Origin of the sequence: Flavobacterium mekongense (genome assembly GCF_047038255.1) — a bacterium.
Lineage (GTDB): Bacteria > Bacteroidota > Bacteroidia > Flavobacteriales > Flavobacteriaceae > Flavobacterium > Flavobacterium mekongense.
This window is the reverse complement of the sequence record NZ_CP174374.1, coordinates 532,332-557,936: the sequence shown is the minus strand read 5'-3', so window position 1 is coordinate 557,936 and position 25,605 is coordinate 532,332. Positions and strand designations below refer to the sequence as shown.

Genomic DNA, 25,605 nt, shown 5'->3' with positions numbered 1-25,605 from the left:
TCTTCGCAGTCAAGTATTATATTTTCTCTTCAAACGCAATTTTTTGATTGAAAATGTCTTGCAACAAAACAACTATTTCTTCCAAATAAGCGTCCATTATTTCGGCATTGATAACCGAATGGGCTTCTTTTTCCGGTTTGAAAGTAAACGGCAAAAAGCCCGCATTTAGGTTTTTGAAAGAAATGATTCCGGCTTCCAGTTCGAGACCTTTGGTTTCTTTTTCAAACATAAAGGCATAAGCCAAAATTTGGATTATTTTATCGTTTTTGATGTCTTCGGTCAACCCTTTCCAGTCTTTTAACGTTACATTTTTTTGTTCGACTTTTCCCGTTTTGTAATCGATGATCCTGATTTTGCCGTTGCGCACCTCGATACGGTCTACATTTCCTTTGATCAATATTGGAACCGGCAAACGCTTATCTTCCAAAACGCGTTCATACGTTTGCTCTAAGGCGATGATTTGTACTTGATCGCCATTTTCTAAAGCTGCTTTTTCCAGTTTCAAGAAATTGTACACATTGCGTTTGGCTACCTCAAAAGCTAAGAGGTTTCGGCCTTTTTTGATTTCGCCTTCTTTGTATACATCTTTAAATTGGCGCAAGACTTCAGTATCGATTTTTTGAAAACAACTTTCAATATCAGCCGTGGTTAACAATCGCCCGATAAATGGTTTGTACAATTCTTCTAAAGTGCCGTGAATGATAGTTCCCAAAGTATTGACGGCTATGTTTTCCTCTACTTCGTCGGTTTCGGAAATGCGCAACACCCTTTGCAGATAAAATTGTATCGGATTGCGAATATAAGTCGTTAACGAGGAAGGTGAAAACCCGTTGCTCGCAATTTCTTTCAAACGTGCCAAGACGCTTTCCGTTTTAGGAACTACCATTGGTTGGAAGGCAATGTTGGGTACATCGGGATTGAAATACTGAAATGTCAGGTTGTGATTCGGTTGTTTTTCTACTTCCAATTGAGTGATAAAGCGACTTTTTTCACCAGCGTCAAATCCTTCGCTATCGGCATTATAAATGAGGTAAATGTTTTTGGCGCGTTGCAATAAATGATAAAAGTGGTAAGTATAAATGGCATCTTTTTCCTTATAGGTTGGCAGGCCGTATTCCCGTTTAACATCATAAGGAATAAACGAATTAGTGCTTTTACCCGCAGGGAATTTCCCTTCGTTGACCGAGGTAATGATAACGGTTTCGAAATCGAGCACACGGCTTTCCAAAACACCCATAATTTGCAAGCCGTTGAGAGGTTCACCTTCAAAGGACACTTCGGCTACATCGATGACTTGTTTGTAGATGGCCTGCAATGTTTTGATGTCGTCTATGTTTGGGTGATTTTCGAAATAGGTAATCATCTTATTGATTACTTTGAACACCGAGTAAACAAAGGCGTTAGTAATTTTTTCCTCTTCATTGTCATAACTCAAATGGGCTTTAATTTGAAGCAGTATTTGAGAGAGATTTTCAAGCACTGTTACCGATGAGGCGTCCCATTTTCGGAATAACATTTCAAAAAGAGCATTGCTTTCAGTTTGTAATTCTGTGATTTTTTTATGGGTAATAAAAGTGTAGTTGTTTTTATTGATTTTGTTAACCAACGCACCGGTGTTGACATAAGGTTCAATAAGAGGATGGGTCAAAATATCTAATACATCTTTATAGTACATTACATAACTTTCGCCGTTTCGAGACAGCGCGTTGTTGTGTAGCCTGAATAATTTGGCAATCAACAGTTGCGCCGGATTGTTCTTGCTGGAAAATCCCATAGTGATGTTGAGTGCATTCACCGACACCGGCAAAGCGTGCAAAATGGGCAAAAGTAGATTTTCTTCGCCCAATACCACGGCTACATTTTGAAGATTGGCGTTTTTTTCACTTGCATATTTCTCTATTATACTTCCGGTTATCTTGGCCTGACCAATTGATTTTGAGGTGGCAATAACGTGTATGTTTTTAGCCTCGGTAAAATCGTTGACAATCCATTCGTAAGGATTTGTTTTGTAATGAATCCACTCTTTTTTAAATTTTCTTTGAAACAAACCTGCATCGTGAAAAGGATCGTTAAACAAAGTATTGTCTGTGTCCCAATATATTTTAGCTACGTCTAAGGCCAAAAGGTGTTGGATAATTTTCTCTTCGGCTTGGTTGAGCGCATTGAAACCGGCAAAGAGGAAATAATTTTTATTGTTTTCGGAAAAGTGATTCAAATTGTGAACGGCTTCTCTGTAAATCAAACCTTGGTACCCCACGCCTTTGTCGAGTAAATAGGCATATAGGGCATGATAGTATTCCGGGAGTTTTTTCCAAAAAACCAAGTAATTGTCAATGAGTTCGGTTCTTTTTTCAACCGAAACCGCCCAATGTTCAACTTCCTTAATGTTTTCGAGGTATTTTAAAATTTTATCGGGTTCGAGAAGGTAGCGATCGATTTCATTAAAATCTTGTAATAAGGTTTTGGCCCAGTTGGCAAAGGATTCGAAGGATTCCTGTTTGCCTTTCTCTGCGGTGGAAAGGTAGATATTGTAAAACTCGAAAATCAATTCAACACTATCAATTGACCGTATTCCGGCAACGTCTTGAACAAAGTCTTCTATACTGATGATGTTGGGGGCGAAGATGTTGTTGGGGACTGCGTTTTTTAAGGCTTCCAATAAAAAGATTTTGGCTCTTTTGTTGGGCAAAACCACCACCAAATCCAATAGATTATTACTCTCGTTGTTTTCAGAGATTTTTAAAATTTCACGAGCAAGTTTATCGAGAAAAGTTGGCTTTGACATTGTATAAAAATAAAAAAACGCCCCGAAATTCGGAGCGTTTTTCTGAAATATTTTGAAGAAATTATTTTACTAATTTCACTTCAACTCTTCTGTTGTTAGCTTTACCAGCTTTAGTTTTGTTAGTATCGATTGGTTTAGATTCACCGAAACCAGCTGAGGTTAATCTAGAGGCAGCAATTCCGTTTTCTACTAAGTAGTTTTTCACAGCAGCAGCTCTGTCTTCAGATAATTTTTGGTTGGTAGCATCTTTACCATCGCTGTCAGTGTGACCTTCGATAGAGAAGTTAGCAGTTGGATACTCTTTTAAAATAGCAGTGATAGCTTGTAATACCGGGTAAGTTTGTTGTTGGAAAGAAGCTTTACCACTGTCAAACAAAATAGTTTTAGCGTAGTCATTTAATCTTTTGATTGCTTCTTCAGTTACCTCAGGACAACCATTGTTAGCAACAGTACCGGCAACATCAGGACATTTGTCATCTTTGTCTAATACTTTGTCACCATCTCTGTCTGGCCAAGGACAACCACCGTTTTCTTTAGGACCTTTAACGTCTTTACATTTGTCTTCTTTATCTTGAACACCATCACCATCAGTATCAGGACATCCACCGAAAGCTTTTAAACCGGCTACTTCAGGACAAGCATCAACATTGTCAGCAACTCCGTCACCGTCAGTATCAGGACAACCGTTGAATTCAGCAGGGCCAGCTACATCTGGACAAGCGTCTTTGCTGTTTTCAATTCCATCACCGTCAGTATCAGGACATCCTTTGAATTGTGGTAAACCAGCTTCTTCAGGACAAGCGTCATCTTTATCATAAATTCCGTCACCATCTTTGTCAGATCCACCAAATTTGAAAGTAAGACCTGCAAAGTGTTGCATGTGAGATGGCATATCTTCACGAACATCTTCGAAAGAGTGTTTGTAAGTAGCGCGGTAAGATAAACCTACAGTTTCGCTGAACCAATAAGTTAAACCAGCACCTGCGTTAACAGTACCTGCACTTGTTAAATCACCTAACCAAGTGTAACCTCCACCAATGTGTAGGGAAGGATCAATGGTTTTTGATTTAAGTAAATTCATCATGCTGTAGTTGATAACTCCGTCAACCGCGTAGTAGTTGATGTCTCCGGGATTAACCACTGTGTAAGGACCATCACCTACTCTTGGCAAGACAAATCTTGTAAGTTTGTTGATAGATCCGGTGATGCCGAATGAGAAGTTACCGCCAACATGTTTTGATACGTTCACAAAAGATACAGCAGGTAAGATATTCCAATTGTCACGAGCATTGAAAAACTGTGAAAATTGATCTTCCAATTTTGAAGCAGCACTAACTCTAGTGTCTACAGCGTTAACACCAAAGGAAATTGCCCATGGGTTGTTGCTGTCTTGAGCTTGTGAGCTAAAACCAGCTAACAATAGCATAGCAACGAATAATTTGTTAAGATGTTTCATACTTAATTTGATTAAATTATAAAAATTATAATAGAGCAAAAGTAATACCTATTACCATAATATCAAAATCTTATGGTTAAAATGTCACTATTTAATGATATTAAGCGATTTGCCAACTTCTGTAAATGCTGCGATTGCTTTGTCTAAATGTGCTTTATCATGGGCTGCGGATAGTTGAACCCTGATTCTTGCTTTGTCTTTAGGAACAACAGGATAAAAGAAACCGATTACATAAATGCCTTTTTTTAATAGTTCATCCGCCATAACTTGTGACAGTTTAGCATCGTAAAGCATTACCGGAACTATGGCTGAATCTCCGTCAATGATATCAAAACCGGCTTTTTTCATGCCTTCTTTAAAGTAATTGGTATTCCACTCCAGCTTGTCACGAAGCGTGGTATCTTTTTCCAAAAGCTCAAAAACTTTAATGGAAGCACCCACAATGGCCGGAGCCAATGAATTAGAGAATAAATACGGACGAGAACGCTGACGCAAAATTTCGATGATTTCTTTTTTGGCTGTTGTATAACCGCCCATTGCACCACCCAAAGCTTTTCCCAGTGTTCCGGTGATAATGTCCACTCTGCCCATAACGCCTTTGGCTTCCATTGTTCCTTTGCCGGTAGCGCCAATAAAACCGGCGGCGTGACATTCGTCTACCATAACTAAGGCGTCATATTTATCGGCCAAATCACAAATTTTATCCAATGGTGCTACCAAACCATCCATGGAAAACACGCCATCGGTAACAATCAGTTTGAATCGATGTCCGGCCTCAACCGCTTTTTTCAATTGGTTTTCCAAATCTTCCATGTTGGAATTTTCGTAGCGATAACGAGCTGCTTTGCACAAACGTACGCCGTCTATAATGGAAGCATGGTTCAAACTGTCGGATATAATACAATCTTCTTCACCTAATAAAGGTTCGAAAACGCCGCCATTAGCATCGAATGCCGCTGCATATAAAATGGTGTCTTCTGTACCGTAAAATTCGGCTATCTTTTTTTCCAAGGTTTTATGAATATCTTGGGTTCCGCAAATAAAGCGTACTGAAGACATTCCGAAACCATGAGAATCCAAAGTGTCTTTTGCCGCTTGAATCACTTCAGGATGGGATGATAATCCCAGGTAATTGTTAGCACAAAAGTTTAAAACCGTTTCCCCGTTAACTGTAATTTCAGCTCCTTGAGGCGAAGTGATGATTCTTTCTTTTTTGAAAATACCATGCTGTTCAATGGTATTTAACTCGTTTTGTAAGTGTTGCTGAATTTTTCCGTACATGATTGTTATTGCAGTTTAGTATTTGATGTTGTTAACGTTTTAAGGTCACAAATTTACTATTTCTATGCTTTCGCCAATATAAACCAAGGCTTTTTTGCGAACCATGTATCCCATTTTTTCAATGGCATTTTGGTAGTTTTCCAATTGAGCGGTGTATTTGGTTTGGTGTGCACCGGTTTTGTAATCCAGTAAGTAAATTTCTTGGTTAGGATTGATGACCATTCGGTCGGGTTTTACTAAATGACCTTCTTTTTGAATGATTGTTTTTTCGTTAAGCACTTTATGGTTTCTGTCAAAATAAACCGCGAGTTCCGGATGAGTGACAATTTGTTCTAAGGTTTGCGCAACAGTTTCTCTATCCGAAGCAATGATTAATCCGTTTTCAATAGCTTTGGTCAATGCCAGTTCGATGTCGTCAATAGTATTTACAAAAGACAAAATTTCGTGTAAAATGTTCCCGAATTCGATGGCTTTTTGCTGTTGGGTGTTCCACATCAAGCTTTCTTTTTGGGCAATTTTGATGTTTTTCGGGTTTAACGTAGCCGACAATTGCGGAATAATTGCTGTTTCATCAATATTTTCATGCGTTGCCGATATTTTATCGGCTTGGCCAAAAGCATAGTCGAATTGATTTTCATCGAATTGTTCACCCAAGAATTTGATAAAGAAAGTTGCCATATTGTTCGGATATTCACCCGAATTTTTACTTCTGTTTTGCATGCCCGAAATAACATACAATTGTTCTTCAGCACGAGTCAAAGCTACATACAACACATTAATGTTATCGAGTAGTTCTTCCTGTTTCTTTTGCTGATATATATTATCGGCTTCAGCCCCGAAACTACTAATTTTGCTGCTTTTATCAATTAATGCTTTTGGTAAACCTATGGTTTCGACATCGGCATCGAGCCACATTTTTTCTCTTGGTCCTTTGCTGTAATCTTCTTCGGCGAAAGGGAAAATAACCACCGGAAATTCGAGCCCTTTCGATTTGTGAATAGTCATGATCCGAACGGCATCATTGCCTTCGGGCGACGGAATGCTGAGCTTTTCGGAATTACTATCCCAATAAGTGAGAAAATCCGAAATACCGGCTTGCTTTTTCAAATCGTGTTCCAATATCAAATCGAGGAAAAACTGGATGTAAGCATTGCGTTTGTGGGTTGGAATGACTTTGGCAATAATGATTTCCGTGGCTTCGTAGAGCGATTTTTTGCGGATGTTTTCAAACGAAAAATCGAGATGGAAACTTTGCAGCCATTGTTGAAAAGCCGATTCACCTTGTTGTTCCATGCCTTCCGCTATGAAATCGTGAATTGGCAATTGCTTTTGCAGCGAAGCCAAATAGTACAAAAAGTTGGCTTTGGCCATCAAATCGCTGTTGTTTTTCAAATAGCGCAAAATGTGAATCACACCTTGTACTTCGGATGAAGCGCCTAACAACAAACTCTCCGAAGACAAAATCGGAATCCCTTTTTCGGTAAGGAAATTGGCAATTTCTGTTCCGTGGGCTTTTTTTCGGGTTAAGATGGCGATGTCCTTATAACGAAATCCTTTTTGAATAACTTTTTCAATGGTAGCCAATGTGGCAGCCGAATACATTTCGTTTTTTTCCAAACTTTCCTCATCATCCCAATTCTCTTTGTCCACTTTAGGCACAAAAGATATATTTACATAACCGCCGGTTTTGGTATTAAATTCCTGATGGCTGTGGTTGAGGTATAAGTTTTTGTAATCTTCGTGAGTAAACTCGCCCGCCAAAAAGCGAAAGAATTGGTTGTTGAAATTGATGATTTGCGAATAGCTGCGGTAATTCGTGCCCAAAGAAAACAGCACTTTATCCGGATTGACAAACGGATTTTTGTCTTTGCTGAGTTCTATAAATTGTTCTGCTTTTCCACCACGCCAACGATAGATGGATTGTTTTGGGTCGCCTACAATCATCAGCGAGCCGCGTTCACCGTTTAAATCTTCGCTCGATAAGGCGTTGTCTATCAGCGGAATTAAATTGTGCCATTGCATTTCGGAAGTATCCTGAAACTCATCGATAAAAAAATGGCGGTATTTTTCGCCCAAACGCTCGTAAATAAAAGGCGCGGGCTGGTTCTGAATTTGCTCGTAAATGAGTTTGTTGAACTCGGCTATCGAAAGGATGTTTTGCTCTTGCTGAATTTTAGCCAACTCATTGCTTACGGTATTCAACAACGATAGCGGCGTAATGTTTTTCAGAAACGCTTCGTAGAAATTCTTTTTTTCGAATGTGGCATAAATCGACGACAGCATTTCGAGTAAATCGGGTATGATGCTTTCGATGACGGCTCGGTCAGAGGCTGATTTATTTATAGCGATATCCTCAAATTGACGGAATGTTTTGTTTTTGGGATTAAAATTTTTCTCTACGATACTTTTTAAGTGATTCGGAAAAGTTTCTCTTGAAAATGATTTTAAGTCAATTCCTCTATTTTCAAGTAATAACAAAGCTTCTGCAGCCAGTTCAACGGTTTTGGTTTCCATAGCGGCGCAAAGCTCCGTCAGTTTGTTTTTGATTTCGATAAACTCCGCTATGGTTTTATTTTGAAAATGGGTAATCTCTTGGCGGTTGTTCTCATTCAGAATTAACTTTCCGGTGTCCATAATTTCCCTTGAAATGTCCCACGATTTGTCGTCGTCGGTTTTTTCCATGGTAAAATCGACCAACAAATTGGTCAGCGTTTCATCGTTTCCGGCTTCGGCTATGATGGCATCAACGGCTTCGGTCAGCAAATTTTCGGTGTCTAACGATACTTCAAAAGTGATAGGCAAATTCAAATCGTGGGCAAAAGCACGAATCACTTTGTGGGTGAATTTGTCAATGGTAGAAATGTCAAAAGCCGCATAATTGTGAATGAGGTTTTTGATGATACTTTTGGCCTTCTCAGTAATCGTGGCCAACGACAAACCGGTTTCCTTGTGAATATCTTGCATCAATAGCAACGCTTTGTTGGAAGGGTTTTCTTTGGCAAATTCAGAAAGACTTTCCACCACACGGCTTTTCATTTCGTGTACCGCTTTGTTGGTAAACGTAATGGCGAGTATGTTGCGGTAGGCATCGGGTTTTTGGGACAAGAGAATAATTTTTAAATACTCTTTCACCAAAGTATAGGTTTTGCCCGATCCGGCAGAAGCGTCGTATATGGAGAAAGCTGGTTTTTGCATTAATTATGGTTTACGGTTTTAAACTTTAAAATGGATTGTTTGACATATTTGTAAACGAATACTATGAGGCTAAATTCAATCGCTTTAACCGGAATAGAGAGTAAAAATTCCCACCAAGTAAATCCGATGTTGTTGTATATAGTCCAAGAACTTGGGAGATAGTCTCTGTGAAGAGAAGTCACTATAATGACAAATCGCTCAAAAGTTAAGATAAAAGGGATAACTATCAGTATCCTGAAAAACAAAAACTTCTTTATAATATTGAATCTAATCAGTTGGGTTATAATCAGCCAAAACAAGGGTTGAAACCAAATTCCAAAAGAATATTCTCCGGTTAATCGCCCAAGGAATTGCGTTTTTTCATCTTCAGTCATTATCATAGCATAATCAAGCGTTACGGCTAAAAACCAAATAACCGCAAACAAAATCCCCAAGAATACAAAGGTTTTGCAGGCGTCTTTGTCAAATTCTGTGAGCAAGTCTTTTTTGTACTTGAATAATTTTAGAGTAAAGAATAAAACAGAATACCAACCGAAGCCTAAAATTAAATCGATCCGGATAAAATTTAAGATGAAATCAAAATCTATCATTGGCCTTTTTCGATTAAATAGACAAAGTTCAGCTTCGGCTCTTCACCGTAATATTCCACCTCAAATTCATCGACTTTTACTGCGCCGATTTTAGCTATGGCTTTTTGGGAACGAATGTTGCAAGCGCCAATGTGAAAATACACTTTGTCAACAAACACAAAAGCGTACTCGAGCATCAATTTTTTGAGAGCTTCGTTGTAGCCTTTGCCCCAAAATTTACGTCCGATAAAAGTGTAGCCGATTAAAATCGATTTTTCTTTTTCGATATAATCGTAAAAACGGCTGCAACCGACAATTTCGTTAGTGGCTTTATCCCGAATTAAAAAAGCGCCCAACGATAGCAAAGCCCCTTCGAAAAAGTTTTGAAAAACCTCGCGTTGGTATCGCCGTTTATTAGGATGTTGTTCCCAAACCAACGGATCGGAAGCTACGGTGTACAAATCTTCAAAATCTTCTTCCTTGAGCGGAAAAAGCGCTATTAGTTCGTTTTGAAGATGTTGTGGTTGCCAGTTTAACGTCATGGTTAGCAGTTGGTTTTATAGCCCCGATTGCAATGGAAATCCTTTTTGACTTGCCGAGGGTTTCAGCCCTTGGGAAGTTAAAAAGATTGTAATGGAAAGCGGGAAACAGCTCCCGATAAAATATCGATTTTAATTATTTGTTAATTGGTAAATAGTATTTTATCTTCCGAAGATAAATGTATAAATTTGAATTCATTTTAGTACTAACTTAAATTAAAAATATCATGGCTTTTGAATTACCAAAATTACCTTATGCATACGATGCCTTAGAACCACATATTGATGCCAGAACGATGGAAATCCATCATTCCAAACACCACAATGCTTATGTGACCAATTTGAATGCGGCAATCGCCGGAACCGATATGGAAGGCAAAACCATTGAAAACATTTTGATTAATTTAGACATGACCAATATGGCGGTTCGCAATAACGGTGGTGGTCACTACAATCACAATTTGTTTTGGAAAGTAATGTCGCCTGATGGTGGCGGAAAACCAACCGGAGAATTAGCAGAAGCAATTGATGCGTCTTTTGGCTCTTTCGAAGAATTTAAAGCACAATTTGCCAAAGCAGGAGCAACTCGATTTGGTTCAGGTTGGGCTTGGCTTTGCGTACACAAAGGCGGAAAGTTGGAAGTTTGTTCAACTCCAAATCAGGACAACCCTTTAATGCCGGATACCGCTTGTGGTGGTTTCCCTATTTTAGGAATGGATGTTTGGGAACATGCTTATTACTTGCATTATCAAAACCGTCGTCCGGATTATATTGAAGCTTTCTTTAATGTAATCAACTGGACAGAGGTAGCAAGATTATACGCTACAGAAAAATAAAATCGATTTTTTTGAAAGAATCATGGCCGATTTCGCTAATTAAGCGGAATCGGTTTTTTGTTTGGTATAGGGATAAAAAATAAACAGGCGGAATTGCTTCCACCTGTTTGCCCCAAATCTACCATAAACTTAACCTACACTAAATACTATGGTAACGCAAATCTAATAACATCTCAATTAAAATTGCGCTTTTTTTGTTAAAATATATTGGAATGATAGGCAAATGAGAGTGAAAACTGCCTTTTTGATGATTTTCAGATGGTTATAAAATAAAAAAGGTGAAGAAAAACTTCACCCTTTTTGCCCCAAATCTACCATAAACTTAACCTACTAATGCTATGGTGGAACAAATATAAAGCGGATATTGTTGTTAAAAAAAAATAATCAGATGAACGGCAAGTATAATCGTTGAAATTTTTTTGGCTGTTTTTCAGGAAGGTATAAAATAAAAAAGGTGAAAATTTCTTTTCACCCTTTTTGCCCCAAATCTACCATAAACTTAACCTACTAATGCTATGGTAAAGTCAAATGTATGAGGATTAGCATTTTGAAAACAAAAAATTCGGACGAACTGCAACAAAAATCGTTTAATGACAAAAAATGTTAAAATTTTTAGTAGGCACGTGCATCTTTTCCTTCATAAAAATTCATAAAAGCCCTGTTAACCACACGGTTACCGCCCGGAGTAGGATAGTCGCCTGTGAAATACCAATCGCCTAAATTTTTCGGGCACGCTTGGTGTAAATTGGCTACCGTTTGGAAAATAATTTTTACTTCAGCATTAATATCTTTCGGGTGGAGTAGTTGGGCAATTTTATCAGAAATCTCAGTGTCAGTAAAAGGAGCATAAATTTCGGTTACAAAATTCACTACTTCCGCATCTTTTAATTTTTCCTGTGCTTTACATTTCTTATAGACTGCCTCTACAATATCGTATTGGTTTCTTTCTTTCAGCAGTTCTATAGCGGCTTGGAAAGCAACTAAACCTTCCAGTTTGGCCATATCAATTCCGTAACAATCCGGATAGCGAATTTGCGGTGCTGATGAAACGACTACAATAAGTTTTGGATTCAATCGATCCATCATTTTAAGAATACTCTTTTTCAAGGTGGTACCTCTAACGATACTGTCATCTATAATCACCAAGTTATCAGTTGGTTTGATTACGCCGTAAGTTACATCATAAACGTGGGCGACCAAATCGTCTCTGCTACTGTCTTCTGTAATAAAGGTTCGAAGTTTGGCGTCTTTTATGGCGATTTTTTCAGTCCTGATTTTTACCGACAGAATTTCTTCTAATTTTTCTTTGGTCAGTGTTTTGCGATTGTCAAGAATGAATTGGTTTTTTCTTTGGTTCAGAAAATCATTGGCCGCTTCAATCATTCCGTAAAAAGAGGTTTCTGCCGTATTTGGAATAAATGAAAAAACAGTATTGTCGGTATCATTGTCGATAGCCTCTAAGACAGCCGGCAAAATTAATTTACCCAATTCTTTTCTTTCCTGATAAATTTCGGCATCACTACCGCGTGAGAAATAGATGCGCTCAAAAGAACAGGCTTTTTTGATGCTTGGTGTGATGATTTCCTGTTGCGAAACGGATCCGCTTTTTTTGATGATAAGTGCATTTCCGGGCTGTAATTCGTGAACTTTATCAAAAGGTACATTAAAAGTGGTTTGAATCACCGGTCTTTCCGAAGCTACAACCACAATTTCCTCATCTTCATAAAAGTATGCCGGTCGAATTCCGGCCGGATCGCGAAACACAAAACTGTCGCCGTGACCCAATAATCCTGCCATGGCATAGCCGCCGTCCCAACCTTTGGAGGCGCGTTTTAAAATTTTGGCGATATCGAGTTTTTCAGCAATTACCGGAGAAGCTTCTCTTTTAGACAAGCCGTTGTTTTTACATTCTTGGTACAAATCGGTTACTTCATCGTCGAGGAAATGACCAATTTTCTCCATTACGGTTACAGTGTCGGCTAATTCTTTAGGGTGCTGACCCAATTCGACCAAACTATTGAACAGTTCGGTTACGTTGGTCATGTTGAAATTTCCGGCTACAATTAGGTTTCGATGCATCCAATTGTTTTGACGCAAAAAAGGATGTACGCTTTCGATGCTGTTTTTGCCGAAAGTTCCGTAGCGAACGTGTCCTAAAAACAGCTCACCTATATAAGGTAGATTTTCTTTTTGTAAAGCAACGTTGTCTTGGTATTCAGGATGTTGCTCTAATTCTTCGTTAATGCGTTCGTTGATTTGGGCAAAAATATCTTGTATGGGTTGAGACTTGTTGGAACGAACCCTGCTGATGTAACGCTCTCCGGGTTCTACATCGAATTTGATGGAAGCAAAACCTGCGCCGTCTTGACCGCGGTTGTGCTGCTTTTCCATCAGTAAATACATTTTTTGTATGCCGTAAAAAGCCGAACCGTATTTTTCTTTGTAGAAAGCTAGAGGTTTTTTTAATCGTAAAAGGGCAATTCCACATTCGTGTTTAATGGCGTCGCTCATAGTGTGTTGTGTTGTTGTAAGTTGTGTGTTATAGGGTATTTAAAAACAAAAATGCCCCGAAATTTCGAGGCATAAAGTTATTGTAAATCTATTTCAAATTGTGTTAAAGCTTTGAATTGTTTCAATCGCTCGTTCACTTCTTCTTTGGTTAACTCGAGCATTCTTTCGGTTCCGAATTTCTCCACACAGAAAGAGGCTAAGTTAGAGCCTTGAATGATAGCGGTTTTCATCGTTTCAAAAGAAATGTCACCTTGTTGCGTGATAAAACCTGCAAAACCACCTGCAAAAGTGTCACCGGCGCCGGTTGGATCATAAACATCAGCTAACGGCAAAGCAGGAGCAAAGAAAATGTGTTCGTTGTGGAAAATTAACGCACCGTGTTCTCCTTTTTTAATTACCACGTATTTTGGTCCCATAGTGTGGATTTTAGCCGCTGCTTTCACTAACGAATATTCTCCCGACAATTGACGCGCTTCTTCGTCGTTAATGGTAATTACATCTACGCGTTTGATTACGTCTAACAATTCCGGTAAAGCACAATCCATCCAGAAATTCATAGTGTCTAAAACCACTAATTTCGGCTTTTGAGTCATTTGGTTTAAAACACCGGTTTGTACTATAGGGTGTAAGTTGCCCAGCATTACTACATCGGCATCTTTAAAATGATTGGGAACAATCGGATTAAAATCGGCCAATACATTTAACTCGGTGGCCAATGTATCTCTCGAATTCATATCGTTATGGTATTTACCGCTCCAGAAAAACGTTTTGCCTTCTTTTACGATTTCCAAACCTGAAATATCAATATTTCTGGCCGTTAGTAAGTCTAAATATTCTTGAGGAAAATCGCCGCCAACTACCGATACGATAGCCGATTGTAAGTTGAAGTGCGAAGCAGACAATCCGATAAAAGTACCGGCGCCGCCCAAGATTTTATCTGTTTTTCCGAAAGGAGTTTCAATAGCGTCAAAAGCTACTGTTCCAACTATAAGTAATTTGTTCATTCCTAGGGTTTCAAATTAAAGGCGCAAAGATACAGTTTTAGTTTAAAAGTTTAAAATGGTTTCAAGCTTAAAAAAGCTTTCCTTCTTCTCGTTCATAAAAAGCATCTACAGAAAGTTTTTCCAAGCCTGAGGCATATACTGCCAATTCATCACAGCGTTCGTTTTGCGGATGGTTGTTGTGGCCTTTAATCCATTTGAAATCAACCTGGTGTTGGCGATACACTTTTAAGAAACGCAACCACAAATCAGGGTTTTTTTTGCCTTTAAATCCGGTTTTTTCCCAACTGAAAACCCATTTTTTTTCTACGGCATCCACCACATATTTGGAATCGGAAACGACCAGGACTTTCATGTTGGGTTGTTTGAGTTTTTCAAGTCCCACAATCACCGCCAATAATTCCATGCGATTGTTAGTAGTATGTCGAAAACCTTCGTAAAATTCTTTGCGATAGGGTGTGCCAACCATTTCCATGACTACGCCGTAACCGCCTTTTCCGGGGTTTCCTTTGGCAGCGCCGTCGGTGTAGATATGGACTTGGTGAGACATTTTCCGATTTAGGATTTAGGATTTAGGATTTAGGATTTGTTCAATTACTTTTGGAAAATATTCGTGTTCTAATGACTGAACTTTTGCAGCAATAGCTTCGGCAGAATAACAATCTTCAACATTCACACTTTCTTGGAAAATAAATTCGCCTTCGTCATAATGCTCATTCACATAATGAATGGTAATACCGGTTTCTTTTTCTTTGTTTTCCAAAACGGCTTTGTGGACATGCATGCCATACATGCCTTTACCTCCGTATTTGGGTAACAATGCCGGATGAACATTGATGATTTTGTAAGGGTATTTTTTAATTATGTGTTCGGGAAACTTTAATAAAAATCCGGCCAAAACAATTAAATCAGGTTGCAACGATTGGAGTTTTTCTAAAACCACGCTGTCTTCTAGTTCGCTTTTAGTAAAAACAAAGGTGTCAACTTTTTGGCTGTTAGCTTTTTCCAAGACTTTAGCTTGAGGATTGTTAGAAAACACACCTGCTACGGAGACCTCATTATTGTTTTTAAAATACCGAATAATATTCTCAACATTGGAACCGTTTCCTGAGGCGAACAGCACAATTTTTTTCATAGGGATGGCCTAAAATTAAAGTGCAAAAAAAAGAATAATTACGCTATTTTGAGGTATAAAAAACTAAGATTTTGAAATTATTTTTTTACTTTCGTAGTTATATTTAGTAACAAAAAGGTTGTTATAAAATAAAGTTTTTTATTTTTGCCAACAATTTAAATTAAAAATCTAGAAATTATGTCAGACATTGCATCAAGAGTTAAAGCGATTATTGTAGACAAATTAGGCGTTGACGAAAACGAAGTTGTAACAGAAGCAAGCTTCACCAATGATTTAGGCGCTGATTCATTAGACACTGTTGAGTTGATCATGGAATTCGAAAAAGAATTTGATATTCAAATCCCGGATGATCAAGCTGAAAACATTGCTACTGTAGGTCAAGCTATTTCTTATATCGAAGAAGCTAAAAAATAATAAATAAATCACCCGTGAAGAATCTTTATTTTTCGCGGGTTTTTATTATTTTTACTGAAAAAGATTAAACTTGATTGATATTCAATCTTAAAATATTGAAATACCCCTGTCTCTTTAATGATTAATTTGAAGAAAACATGGGTATTATTTGTTTAAATACAATTGAAAAAAACACATTATGGCATTAAAGCGAGTTGTAGTAACAGGTTTAGGTGCGTTGACACCCATAGGGAATTCCATCGAAGAGTATTGGGATGCTTTGGTTAATGGGAAAAGCGGTGCAGCACCCATCACCTATTATGATACCGAAAAACACAAAACAAAATTTGCCTGCGAAGTAAAGAACTTCAATGTTGAAGATTATATCGACAGAAAAGAAGCTCGCAGAATGGATAAATTTGCCCAATATGCCATTGCTGCCAGCGAAGAAGCTATCAAAGACGCCGGAATCACTAATGATAATGTAAACAAACACCGAGTGGGTGTTATTTGGGGAGCTGGAATAGGCGGATTAGAAACATTCCAAGAAGAAGTAATGAGTTATGCCGCCGGAGACGGAACACCAAGATTCAATCCTTTCTTCATCCCGAAAATGATTGCTGATATTGCTCCTGCTCATATTTCCATGAGAAATGGTTTTATGGGTCCAAATTACACTACGGTTTCCGCTTGTGCTTCTTCGGCCAATGCCCTGATTGATGCTTTCAACTATATCCGTTTGGGGATGTGTGACGTGATTATTTCAGGTGGTTCGGAAGCAGCAGTAACCATAGCCGGTATGGGCGGATTCAATTCCATGCAAGCGCTATCAACCAGAAATGACAGTCCGGAGACAGCTTCAAGACCTTTTGATGCTACTCGTGACGGATTTGTTTTAGGAGAAGGAGCCGGTGCTTTGGTTTTAGAAGAATACGAACATGCTAAAGCTCGCGGCGCTAAAATTTACTGCGAAATCGGCGGTGGCGGAATGTCTTCCGATGCTTATCACTTAACAGCACCACACCCGGAAGGTATAGGAGTTATCGCTGTGATGCAAAATTGTTTGAACGATGCCGGAATGAAACCGGAACAAGTTGACCACATCAATACTCACGGAACTTCAACTCCGTTAGGAGATGTAGCGGAATTGAAAGCAATTAGCGCTGTTTTTGGAGACCATGCTAAAAATATCAACATCAATTCCACAAAATCCATGACGGGCCACTTGCTTGGTGCAGCTGGTGCCATTGAAGCAATTGCTTCAATTTTAGCCATGAAACACGGCATTGTTCCACCAACCATCAACCATACTGTAGTTGATGAAAACATAGATCCTTCTTTGAACTTGACGTTAAACAAAGCCCAAAAAAGAGAAGTTAATGTAGCCATGAGCAATACTTTCGGTTTCGGAGGTCATAATGCTTGTGTATTGTTCAAAAAAGTACAAGACTAATCTTAGGATGAAAATTCTAAAAAATATATTCAAAAATTCCCGTTCATCATCTGAGGACGGGATTTTTTTTACGGAAATTGAAAAAGTCATAGGCTTCAAACCGCAATCCATCATTTATTATCAAAAAGCGTTTACCCATCGTTCCACTAATCGAACAGATTTAAAAGGAAATCCAATGAATTATGAGCGATTGGAGTTTTTGGGAGATGCTATGTTGAGTGCTGTAATAGCAGCTTATCTCTACAACGAAGCTCCGGCAGGAGATGAAGGGTATTTGACCAAAATGCGCTCTAAAATTGTGAGTCGAGAACACTTGAACGAGTTGGGAAGAGACTTGAATTTGATTCGTTTCGTTGAGAGCAAAGTGCCTACCCAACATTTTGGAGAGAACATCCACGGCAACATATTTGAAGCTTTAGTAGGCGCTATTTTTTTAGACAAAGGCTACGAGTTTTGTCAGAAGTTCATTCAAAAAAGTGTCATTGTGCCTTATGTTGACATCGCCAAGCTTGAAGGCAAAGTAATCAGTTACAAAAGCCTACTGATTGAATGGTGTCAAAAGGAGAAAAAGTCTTTTCACTATGATGTGTTCGACGACAATGGTAACGACGGACAAAAATACTTTGGGGTCAAATTAAGCATCGATAACAAAGTTGTGGCCAAAGCCAGAGCAACTTCCAAAAAGAAAGCAGAGGAAAAAGCTTCTCAAAGAGCTTATTTTGCATTTCAGGAAAAAATTAACAAAAAATAATTCAGATTCTCAAAAAACTATAACGTTTTCGTTCATAAAATAACGTTAACACAATCTTCTCTTGCTGAAAATCTGTGTCAGATACACTATATTTACAACTTAATTAGCAATCTTTATGTATGTACATAAATTACATATTGCAGATTTTGACAAAATAGATTATCAGTTAATTGCCATTCATTCGCCTTTAGAGGATTACAGATTGGCTTATTTTATCAATAAACATCTACCAATCAATCTCAAAAGATGTAACCACAACATACAGATTAGCAACAAAGAAGGCGAAACCCAGTTTACCCGATTTATTTTTGAAGACCACCAAGACATAGCTTGGAGTTTGATTCAAAATCAAAACGATGCGATTGTTTCAGCCCAAAGCAACAATCTCGGGTTATTTGCAGAGAGCAGTAATGATTTTGCTCCCAAAATTTATTTGATTCCGGAGTTTAAAAAAGTCGACTATTTTTTAAAAATTGAAAACGATGAGGTGCCAATAAATGTGCCGAAAATCATCAACTGTCTCAAGAAAATAGATAAAATAAGTACAGTATATACTGTTGACGTAGAGAAGATAAAGTCAAAAAACAATTTAATTTTTTAAGTATAATGCCAACAAAAAAGAAAACTAAAATTGTAGCCACATTAGGACCTGCATGTAGTTCGAAAGAAGTAATCAAGAAAATGATTGATGCCGGAGTGAACGTATTTCGTATCAATTTTTCCCATGCCGATTATACCGACGTTAAAGAAAGAATAGATATCATCCGCGAATTGAATGATGAATATGGTTATACCACCGCCATTTTAGCCGATTTACAAGGACCGAAACTCCGCGTAGGCGTAATGAAAGAAGATGTAGTGGTAAATCCTGGCGATATTATTACTTTTCAAACTGCTGAAGATGTTCCGGGAACAAAGGAACGTGTTTATATGAACTATTTGTCTTTTCCGCAAGATGTAAATCCGGGAGAGCGCATTTTATTAGATGACGGGAAGTTAATCTTTGAAGCCCTCGAAACGAATGGGACTACAGAAGTAGTTTGTAAAGTAATTCAAGGCGGACCGCTTAAGTCAAAAAAAGGAGTCAACTTGCCGCAAACCAAAGTTTCCTTGCCGGCATTGACCAAAAAAGACATCAAAGATGCGCTATTTGCCATCAGTGAAAAAGTCGATTGGATTGCACTTTCCTTCGTAAGAACGCCTAAAGATTTAGAAGAACTCCAAGATTTAATTGCCCAAAACTCTGACCACAAAATTCCAATTGTAGCCAAGATTGAAAAACCGGAAGCCGTTGAAAATATCGACAAAATTGTAGCTTTCTGTGACGGATTGATGGTAGCTCGCGGTGACCTTGGGGTAGAAATTCCGGCTCACGAAGTACCGTTGATTCAAAAGAAATTAATCCACCGAGCCAAAACTGCTCGTATTCCTGTAATCGTTGCCACACAAATGATGGAAACCATGATTACCAGTTTAACACCAACGCGTGCCGAGGTAAACGACGTAGCCAACTCGGTTATGGACGGTGCCGATGCCGTAATGTTGTCGGGAGAAACCTCGGTTGGAAACTATCCGGTGGAAGTGATTGAAAAAATGACACAAATTATTGAAGCGGTTGAAGATTCGCCTTTAATTGTTGTACCTCAAAATCCACCTCACGTTAGAACCAAGCGATTTATTACTAAATCGATTTGTTACCACGCAGCCACTATGGCTAACGACATCAAAGCCAAGGCCATTTCAACCTTAACCAACAGCGGTTACACAGCGTTTCAAATTTCTGCTTGGCGTCCGAAAGCACACGTTTTGGTGTACACTTCCAATAAGCGAATTTTAACACAACTGAATTTGCTTTGGGGTGTGAATGCCTTCTATTACGATAAGTTTGTCAGTACTGATGATACAGTTGACGACATCAACCAAATGGCCAAAGATAAAGGCTACGTGAAAAAAGGCGATATGATGATTAATTTAGCCGCTATGCCGGTAGCTGATAAAGGAATGGTAAATACGTTAAGGGTTTCTGAAATAGAATAATTTTTAGTATTTTAGCCACAACCATCTTTAAAAAGAAATAAAAATGAACTCAAACAATCCGTTTTTCAAAACCAAATCATTCACCGAAAACAATGAAACGGTGCACGAAGCCGTAGTGATTGATTACGATAACACCATGACTGTGTCAGGAACCATCAACAAGAGTTTCCTGATGTTAATCCTTTTAATCACCAGTGCTTCTATCACTTGGATGATGACATTGAGCGGACAAAACCCTATAGTTTTAACTATTGGTGGTGCTATCGTTGGGACAATATTGGTATTGATTGCCGTTTTTAAACCGCAATATTCTACTTTTTTGGCCCCGGGTTACGCTATTTTCGAAGGATTATTTATTGGTGGTCTTTCGGCAATCTTTGAGGTAATGTATCCCGGAATTGTAATCCAAGCGGTGAGTTGTACTTTTGTAACCTTTATGGTGTGTTTCGGATTATACAAATACGGAGTAGTGAAAGTTAACGACAAATTCAGATCTGTTGTTGTAGCCGCTACTTTAGCCATTGCCACTTATTATTTAATCTCGTGGTTGTTGTCAATGTTCACCAGTTTTACACCAATTCACTATGGAAATTCTATGATGAGTATCGGAATTAGTGTTTTTGTAATTGTAATTGCAGCTTTGAATTTGTTCTTAGATTTCGACCAAATTGAAAAAGGCGCTCAGGAAAGAATGCCCAAATACATGGAATGGTACGGCGCTATGGGGTTGATGATTACTTTACTTTGGTTGTATGTTGAATTCTTGAGACTGTTATCTAAATTGTCAAGCAGAGATTAATACTTGTCTTATAAAAATCAAAACCAGCTTTCGGGCTGGTTTTTTTATGGCTAAAACTCAAACTTCAACTGCACGACAACCGTCTTTTTAATTTCTGTATTCAAATTATTTAAAGAAATCCCAAGCAATCTTACCGATTCTTTCATTCGTTCCTGAAATAAAAGCTCTTTGGCGGTCTCTAAAAGCAATCCTTTATCTGAAATAAAGTAAGGCAACGTCTTGCTGCGAGTTTGGGTCGTAAAATCGCTGTATTTGATTTTGAGAGTTACGGTTTTTCCGGAAATGTTGTGCTTTTTGAGTCGGTTTTCCAGTTCGGCCGCTATGCGTTCCAACTTTTCTACCATAAAAATTTCCGAAGTCAGGTTTTCGTTAAATGTATGTTCCGCGGCCACCGATTTCGCAATCCGATTGGGTTTTACCGCACTGTTGTGAATGCCGCGAACAATGTTGTAAAAATGCAAACCGCTTTTACTGAAATGTTCTTCCAAAAATTCTTTCGATTTCGACTTCAAATCTTTACCGGTAAAAATGCCCAAATGGTACATTTTTTCGGTGGTGACTTTGCCTATGCCGTAAAATTTTTTGATGTCGAGGTTTTCCAAAAAAGCTTCTACTTCTTCCGGATTAACGGTTTTTTGCCCGTTGGGTTTGTTGTAATCGCTGGCAATTTTGGCCACGAATTTATTCACCGAAATTCCTGCAGAAGCTGTCAAACCGACTTCTTCAAAAATACGTTGTCTGATTTCCTGCGCAATTAAAGTCGCGCTCGGATTGCCTTTTTTATTCTGAGTGACATCCAAATAAGCTTCGTCTAACGATAGCGGCTCGACCAAGTCGGTGTATTCGTGAAAGATTTTGCGAATCTTTTTGGAGATTTCTTTGTAGCGGTCAAATCGAGGGCGAACAAAAATCAAATCCGGACAATTGCGCTTGGCTTGAATGCCGCTCATGGCCGAACGAACACCAAATTTACGCGCTTCATAACTTGCCGCCGAAACTACACCACGTACTTCACTGCCGCCAACGGCTAAAGGTTTGCCTTTGAGCTCGGGATTGTCCATTTGTTCCACCGAAGCGTAAAAAGCATCCATATCGATGTGGATAATTTTTCGATAAGTTACCTCGGATTCCATTTTTACTTGTCTTTTACCGGAAAGAAAAAAGCGGTCGGACGTGTTTTGAAATACGCCCAAGTAGCACTGAATAATAGTTTTAACTCCGAAAGCGGAATGTTGCGGGAACGGAAAGCCAATCCTAACGACAACGAAAAACTAACAATGAAGTTCACAAAACCAATCAATCCAATACCGATAATTCCCCAAATAATTGTTGGCCAATCGACAAAAAAGTCGGCACCGTACAATCCTAAAGCAAAGTTTCCGGCGGCAAAGGTAATGTGGCGTATGTCGAGATTTAGTCCGAGAAAAATCCCCAACGAAGCCGTACTACCCAAAAACACGCCAAACCAACCGTTGGAAACCACGCCCGGCCAATGATTTTCAAACCATTTGGCAATCGCATTGGTTTTGACAATCCCTAAATTTTGTTTTAAAACCGGATGTTCTTTGATGCGATAGTAAACTTGATTGTGTTTGTTCCTATTCGATACATTTCCTGAAATAATACCGGAAAGAAACAAAAATACACCCGCAATAGCGGCATGAAACAAAGCAGCCGAATGCACCGGAGACAAATCGTATAACAGTTTCGATGATTTTTCGAAGGCGATATTATAGTCCAATAAATAATCAATCAGCCAAATGCCCAACATGGCTACAGGAAAGGCCATAAAAACATTGCCCACAAAAGCGATGAACTGAGAACGGAAGAGTCGTGCAAAAAGTTGGGCAAACGAGCCGTGTTTGTTTTCCGAATGGCTCTGTTTTTTCATTCCGCTTTCCAAAGCTTTGGTTAAAGTAGCTGCTGTCATAGCCGGTTGTTTTGTGGCCAAAGTATAACCCATCAAATATATGGCGATAAAACCCAACGAATAATTCAAACTGTAATAAAAAGCGTGACCAAAAGCACTGGTTTCTATCTTAGAAAACAATATTTTAATGATACACAAAATCCCTACGATGAATCCGCCGCCAACCGCTGCTTTGAACATCGAAAAGTACTCCGAGCGACTTTCGGTAATGTAATGTTCTCCGGTTTTGGCTGTATGTTGCGTGATTTCGTAGGAAATCAACTGCGTGCTTTCGTTGATTAACTGGCGGACATTGTTCTTTTGACAGTTGTATTTAATCAGTCGCAGCAACAACAAAATGGAATTGTTTTTTTTATCCGAAGGTTTGTTAACGACCAAAGTAGAAATTAATACTTTCATTCGGTGCAACTGCTGTCGGATGCGGAGCAAACTCTGATTTACTTTCAACGAAATGCCGAATTTCGAGCTGTTGCCGAACGCTTTATCCACATATTCCTCGCATTGTTTGTGCAGGATTATCAGTTGCTTGTAGTTTAAATCTTCTAAAACAATATAATGTGGTTCGCTATTTCTGATTTTGGCCAAAATACTGTTCAATTCGTTTTCAAACGCTACAAACGGACTTTCCAAATCGTCGTATTCGGGCACCATTTTAATCACATCGGTTTCCATCGCTCGCCCACTCATTCGTTGGGAAATTAAACCCATGGCGTTCATGACTTCGGCCAAAACCGATTGTTCGGCCACCGATTCGTAAATGGATTCAACAGCAATACAATCAAAGAGTTGCTGCAATTCTTCAAACGGAATTCGGGCAATCCAAATTGGATCCGAACTTTTAAAAAATACTTGGTTCAATACAAACTCCAAAGTGTCTTTCTCCGGTTGGAAAGGCAAAATTTTGGCAAAGATTCGTTTTTTGACTTCGTAGGTAAAGTCAGAATCTCTTAAAATTCCCGTGTCCGAAAGCATTCTTCCGAATTTTTTTTGCGAAAGCGTTTCGGTTAAATACAGTTGCAATTGCAAGACGGCATCGGGATTGGTTGCTAAAAAATCCAACAGCGACTTTATCGAAACTACACTTTCTTTTTTGGGATTTTCGGGGCGAAAAAACTGTACCAAATCTACCAAAAACAACAAACGGTCGTTTGATTGGTAACCATTTGAGTCAAAGTAAAGGCGAAACAAATCGGCTAAGCTTGTAATGGGTGTTTTGTGGCGGTACAATGTCATTCGCAATAATTTTGGCGATTAAGATTCTCGTAAAAATACAATTTTCAAGGTATATATTTCTTAACTTGCTCCTAAATATGAATCCAAAATGATTGAAATAGAGCGTAAATTTTTAGTTCTTTCAAACGATTTTATCAACGATGCTTTTGCTCAAAAGCGCATAGTGCAAGGTTATTTGAGTTCTAATCCGGAAAGAACTGTACGCGTGAGAATTAAAGGCGATAAAGGGTATTTGACCATCAAAGGCAAAAGCAGTGCTAATGGTACGACGCGTTTAGAATGGGAAAGAGAAATCAGTGTGATGGATGCCGAAACCTTACTAAATATCTGTGAAAGCGGCATTATTGATAAAGTGCGTTACGAAGTCAAAGTCGGACATCACGTATATGAAGTCGATATTTTCTCAGGCGAGAATGACGGATTGGTAATGGCCGAGATTGAATTGGAATCGGAATCGGAAACTTTTGAAAGACCCAAATGGTTGGGCGAAGAAGTAACCAATGATGAACGTTATTACAACGCCTACTTGAGTAAAAATCCTTTTAACCGCTGGTAGTTATTTAGGTTCTTCTACTACTTCAATTTTTACAATTACCGAACCGGAGTTTTTATTGGAAACGATATCCATAAAGGCTCTTTTGGTCAAATCGATTTCACGGACTTTAGAAAAAGGTCCGCGGTCTGTAATTTCTACGATAACGAATTTTCCGTTAGCCTCGTTGGTAACTTTAACCAAAGTACCAAAAGGTAATTTCTTGTGAGCAGCTGTGTATTTATTGTTGTCAAATCGTTTACCGCTGGCGGTTCTTCTGCCGTTGAATTTGTGGTGGTAATACGAAGCGTGAGCGTTCTTTTTATAGATTTTTAGTTTGGAGTTCGGGTCAATTTGAAGCGTGTCGGTTTCTTTTACTACCGGGATTTCCTTTACCGCAACGGAATCAGCTTTAGGTGCTGCCGTAGTTTTTGTTTTGTCTTTAGGATCTTTAGTTTCCTTATTGTCTTTACTGTCTTTAGCAGGAGTGGTTTTTTCTTTGTTTTTTTCCTGTGGCTTTTCTTTTTGCTGCGGGTTTCCGGACGAAAAAGCCAACAAAAAAAAGACAGTAACCAATAGGCACAAGAATGAGTTTATTTTAGTATTCATAATGAATATTTTAATTGATAAATGGTCTTTTTGCAAAAACCGTACCTTGATAAAAAAAGTCCTTTTCAGGACTTTAGTTATTTTTTAGAACCATAATTTCCATGGAATTCGACTTAAAATAAGCAGTAATCCTATGCCATAGAAAATGGCAATGGATTTGAATTTTGCCGTTCCGGTTTCTCCTTTTTTGTGTTTTGACCAACCAATGGTGATTAATACAATAGCGATAATGTTAATTAACGGGTGTTCTAAAGAGGTTAATCGGGCATCGGCGTTTTTCATTTCTCCCAATAGTGCGTGACCAAGAGGCGAAACAAAATAAAGCACTAAGCCAACCAATAATTGTATGTGTGCTCCTATTAATCCAAACAAAGCAATTTTTCGGTCTTTTGCGGTAAACTCTTTTTTAGAAGACATTCCCATCAAGGAATTAACAACGGCAAAAACTAATAATAAAAGCGCTAAATAAGCCCAGCCTGAGTGGAATTTTTGAATGAAGTGGTCCATTATTTTTTGTTTTAGAAACACAAATATAGGTAAAAGACATAAAAAAACCTCAA

At 38.5% G+C, this 25,605-nt stretch carries 22 protein-coding genes; 8 read left to right on the top strand and 14 right to left on the bottom strand.

Going from position 1 to position 25,605, the window contains the following annotated elements; genetic code table 11:
- Positions 1-16: 16 nt before the first annotated feature.
- The 6 genes from ACJG85_RS02225 to ACJG85_RS02200 all read right to left on the bottom strand — a co-directional run bounded on the left by ACJG85_RS02225 (position 17) and on the right by ACJG85_RS02200 (position 9,828).
- Positions 17-2,785, bottom strand: a complete 2,769-nt coding sequence (locus ACJG85_RS02225) for a PD-(D/E)XK nuclease family protein (RefSeq protein ID WP_412464732.1) — start codon at positions 2,783-2,785, stop codon at positions 17-19.
- Between the two features lie 61 nt (positions 2,786-2,846).
- Complete coding sequence (locus ACJG85_RS02220; RefSeq protein WP_409674681.1) at positions 2,847-4,241, bottom strand: OmpA family protein; 1,395 nt, start codon at positions 4,239-4,241, stop codon at positions 2,847-2,849.
- An 87-nt stretch (positions 4,242-4,328) separates the two neighbouring features.
- Positions 4,329-5,522, bottom strand: coding sequence for a glycine C-acetyltransferase (gene kbl / locus ACJG85_RS02215; protein ID WP_409674678.1), 1,194 nt, complete (start codon positions 5,520-5,522; stop codon positions 4,329-4,331).
- A 45-nt stretch (positions 5,523-5,567) separates the two neighbouring features.
- The gene (locus tag ACJG85_RS02210) at positions 5,568-8,717 is read right to left on the bottom strand and encodes a UvrD-helicase domain-containing protein (protein ID WP_412476813.1); all 3,150 of its coding nucleotides are present in this window, start codon (positions 8,715-8,717) and stop codon (positions 5,568-5,570) included.
- Positions 8,717-9,307: a hypothetical protein gene (locus ACJG85_RS02205; protein WP_295333571.1), complete on the bottom strand. Its 591-nt coding sequence runs from the start codon at positions 9,305-9,307 to the stop codon at positions 8,717-8,719. Before ACJG85_RS02205 ends, ACJG85_RS02210 begins: the two co-directional genes overlap by 1 nt.
- The gene (locus ACJG85_RS02200) at positions 9,304-9,828 is read right to left on the bottom strand and encodes a GNAT family N-acetyltransferase (protein ID WP_412476812.1); all 525 of its coding nucleotides are present in this window, start codon (positions 9,826-9,828) and stop codon (positions 9,304-9,306) included. The genes ACJG85_RS02205 and ACJG85_RS02200 overlap by 4 nt, the downstream gene beginning before the upstream one ends.
- A gap of 224 nt (positions 9,829-10,052) precedes the next feature.
- Between ACJG85_RS02200 and ACJG85_RS02195 the strand changes: the two genes are divergently transcribed.
- Positions 10,053-10,661: a superoxide dismutase gene (locus ACJG85_RS02195; RefSeq protein ID WP_409674669.1), complete on the top strand. Its 609-nt coding sequence runs from the start codon at positions 10,053-10,055 to the stop codon at positions 10,659-10,661.
- Positions 10,662-11,273: 612 nt separating this feature from the next.
- On the opposite strand, the gene ACJG85_RS02190 is transcribed toward ACJG85_RS02195, so the two are convergent.
- The 4 genes from ACJG85_RS02190 to ACJG85_RS02175 all read right to left on the bottom strand — a co-directional run bounded on the left by ACJG85_RS02190 (position 11,274) and on the right by ACJG85_RS02175 (position 15,308).
- A complete protein-coding gene (locus tag ACJG85_RS02190; protein ID WP_412464728.1) occupies positions 11,274-13,172 on the bottom strand; it encodes an amidophosphoribosyltransferase in 1,899 nt (632 codons plus the stop codon).
- Positions 13,173-13,249: 77 nt separating this feature from the next.
- On the bottom strand, positions 13,250-14,176 hold the full coding sequence (locus ACJG85_RS02185; RefSeq protein WP_409674663.1) for a PfkB family carbohydrate kinase: 927 nt from the start codon (positions 14,174-14,176) through the stop codon (positions 13,250-13,252).
- Positions 14,177-14,243: 67 nt separating this feature from the next.
- A complete protein-coding gene (gene rnhA, locus ACJG85_RS02180; RefSeq protein WP_412464727.1) occupies positions 14,244-14,723 on the bottom strand; it encodes a ribonuclease HI in 480 nt (159 codons plus the stop codon).
- Positions 14,724-14,738: 15 nt separating this feature from the next.
- Positions 14,739-15,308, bottom strand: a complete 570-nt coding sequence (locus ACJG85_RS02175) for a phosphoribosylglycinamide formyltransferase (RefSeq protein ID WP_409674657.1) — start codon at positions 15,306-15,308, stop codon at positions 14,739-14,741.
- 177 nt (positions 15,309-15,485) lie between these two features.
- Here ACJG85_RS02175 and ACJG85_RS02170 point away from each other — a divergent pair, with 177 nt between their 5' ends.
- From ACJG85_RS02170 to ACJG85_RS02145, 6 genes are all read left to right on the top strand, one after another.
- Positions 15,486-15,722, top strand: a complete 237-nt coding sequence (locus ACJG85_RS02170) for an acyl carrier protein (protein WP_007137004.1) — start codon at positions 15,486-15,488, stop codon at positions 15,720-15,722.
- A 178-nt stretch (positions 15,723-15,900) separates the two neighbouring features.
- Positions 15,901-17,154, top strand: a complete 1,254-nt coding sequence (gene fabF / locus ACJG85_RS02165; RefSeq protein ID WP_409674654.1) for a beta-ketoacyl-ACP synthase II — start codon at positions 15,901-15,903, stop codon at positions 17,152-17,154.
- 7 nt (positions 17,155-17,161) lie between these two features.
- Positions 17,162-17,905, top strand: coding sequence for a ribonuclease III (rnc, locus tag ACJG85_RS02160; RefSeq protein ID WP_409674651.1), 744 nt, complete (start codon positions 17,162-17,164; stop codon positions 17,903-17,905).
- Positions 17,906-18,020: 115 nt separating this feature from the next.
- Entirely contained in the window at positions 18,021-18,506 is a 486-nt protein-coding gene (locus ACJG85_RS02155; RefSeq protein ID WP_412476811.1) for an IPExxxVDY family protein, read from the top strand.
- Between the two features lie 5 nt (positions 18,507-18,511).
- The gene (pyk, locus tag ACJG85_RS02150) at positions 18,512-19,942 is read left to right on the top strand and encodes a pyruvate kinase (protein WP_409674645.1); all 1,431 of its coding nucleotides are present in this window, start codon (positions 18,512-18,514) and stop codon (positions 19,940-19,942) included.
- A 37-nt stretch (positions 19,943-19,979) separates the two neighbouring features.
- Entirely contained in the window at positions 19,980-20,741 is a 762-nt protein-coding gene (locus ACJG85_RS02145) for a Bax inhibitor-1/YccA family protein (protein ID WP_412477182.1), read from the top strand.
- 50 nt (positions 20,742-20,791) lie between these two features.
- Here the strand turns inward: ACJG85_RS02145 and dinB are convergent, their stop codons facing one another.
- Entirely contained in the window at positions 20,792-21,874 is a 1,083-nt protein-coding gene (dinB, locus tag ACJG85_RS02140; protein ID WP_409674642.1) for a DNA polymerase IV, read from the bottom strand.
- Between the two features lie 2 nt (positions 21,875-21,876).
- The gene (locus ACJG85_RS02135; protein ID WP_412464725.1) at positions 21,877-23,904 is read right to left on the bottom strand and encodes a recombinase; all 2,028 of its coding nucleotides are present in this window, start codon (positions 23,902-23,904) and stop codon (positions 21,877-21,879) included.
- 88 nt (positions 23,905-23,992) lie between these two features.
- On the opposite strand from ACJG85_RS02135, the gene ACJG85_RS02130 reads away from it, so the two are divergent.
- Positions 23,993-24,460 carry a CYTH domain-containing protein gene (locus ACJG85_RS02130; protein WP_412464724.1) on the top strand — a complete coding sequence of 156 codons (468 nt, stop codon included), beginning with the start codon at positions 23,993-23,995 and terminating at the stop codon, positions 24,458-24,460.
- On the opposite strand, the gene ACJG85_RS02125 is transcribed toward ACJG85_RS02130, so the two are convergent.
- Positions 24,461-25,045: a septal ring lytic transglycosylase RlpA family protein gene (locus ACJG85_RS02125; RefSeq protein WP_409674633.1), complete on the bottom strand. Its 585-nt coding sequence runs from the start codon at positions 25,043-25,045 to the stop codon at positions 24,461-24,463.
- 84 nt (positions 25,046-25,129) lie between these two features.
- Positions 25,130-25,552, bottom strand: a complete 423-nt coding sequence (locus ACJG85_RS02120) for a hypothetical protein (RefSeq protein ID WP_412476810.1) — start codon at positions 25,550-25,552, stop codon at positions 25,130-25,132.
- Positions 25,553-25,605: the final 53 nt, after the last annotated feature.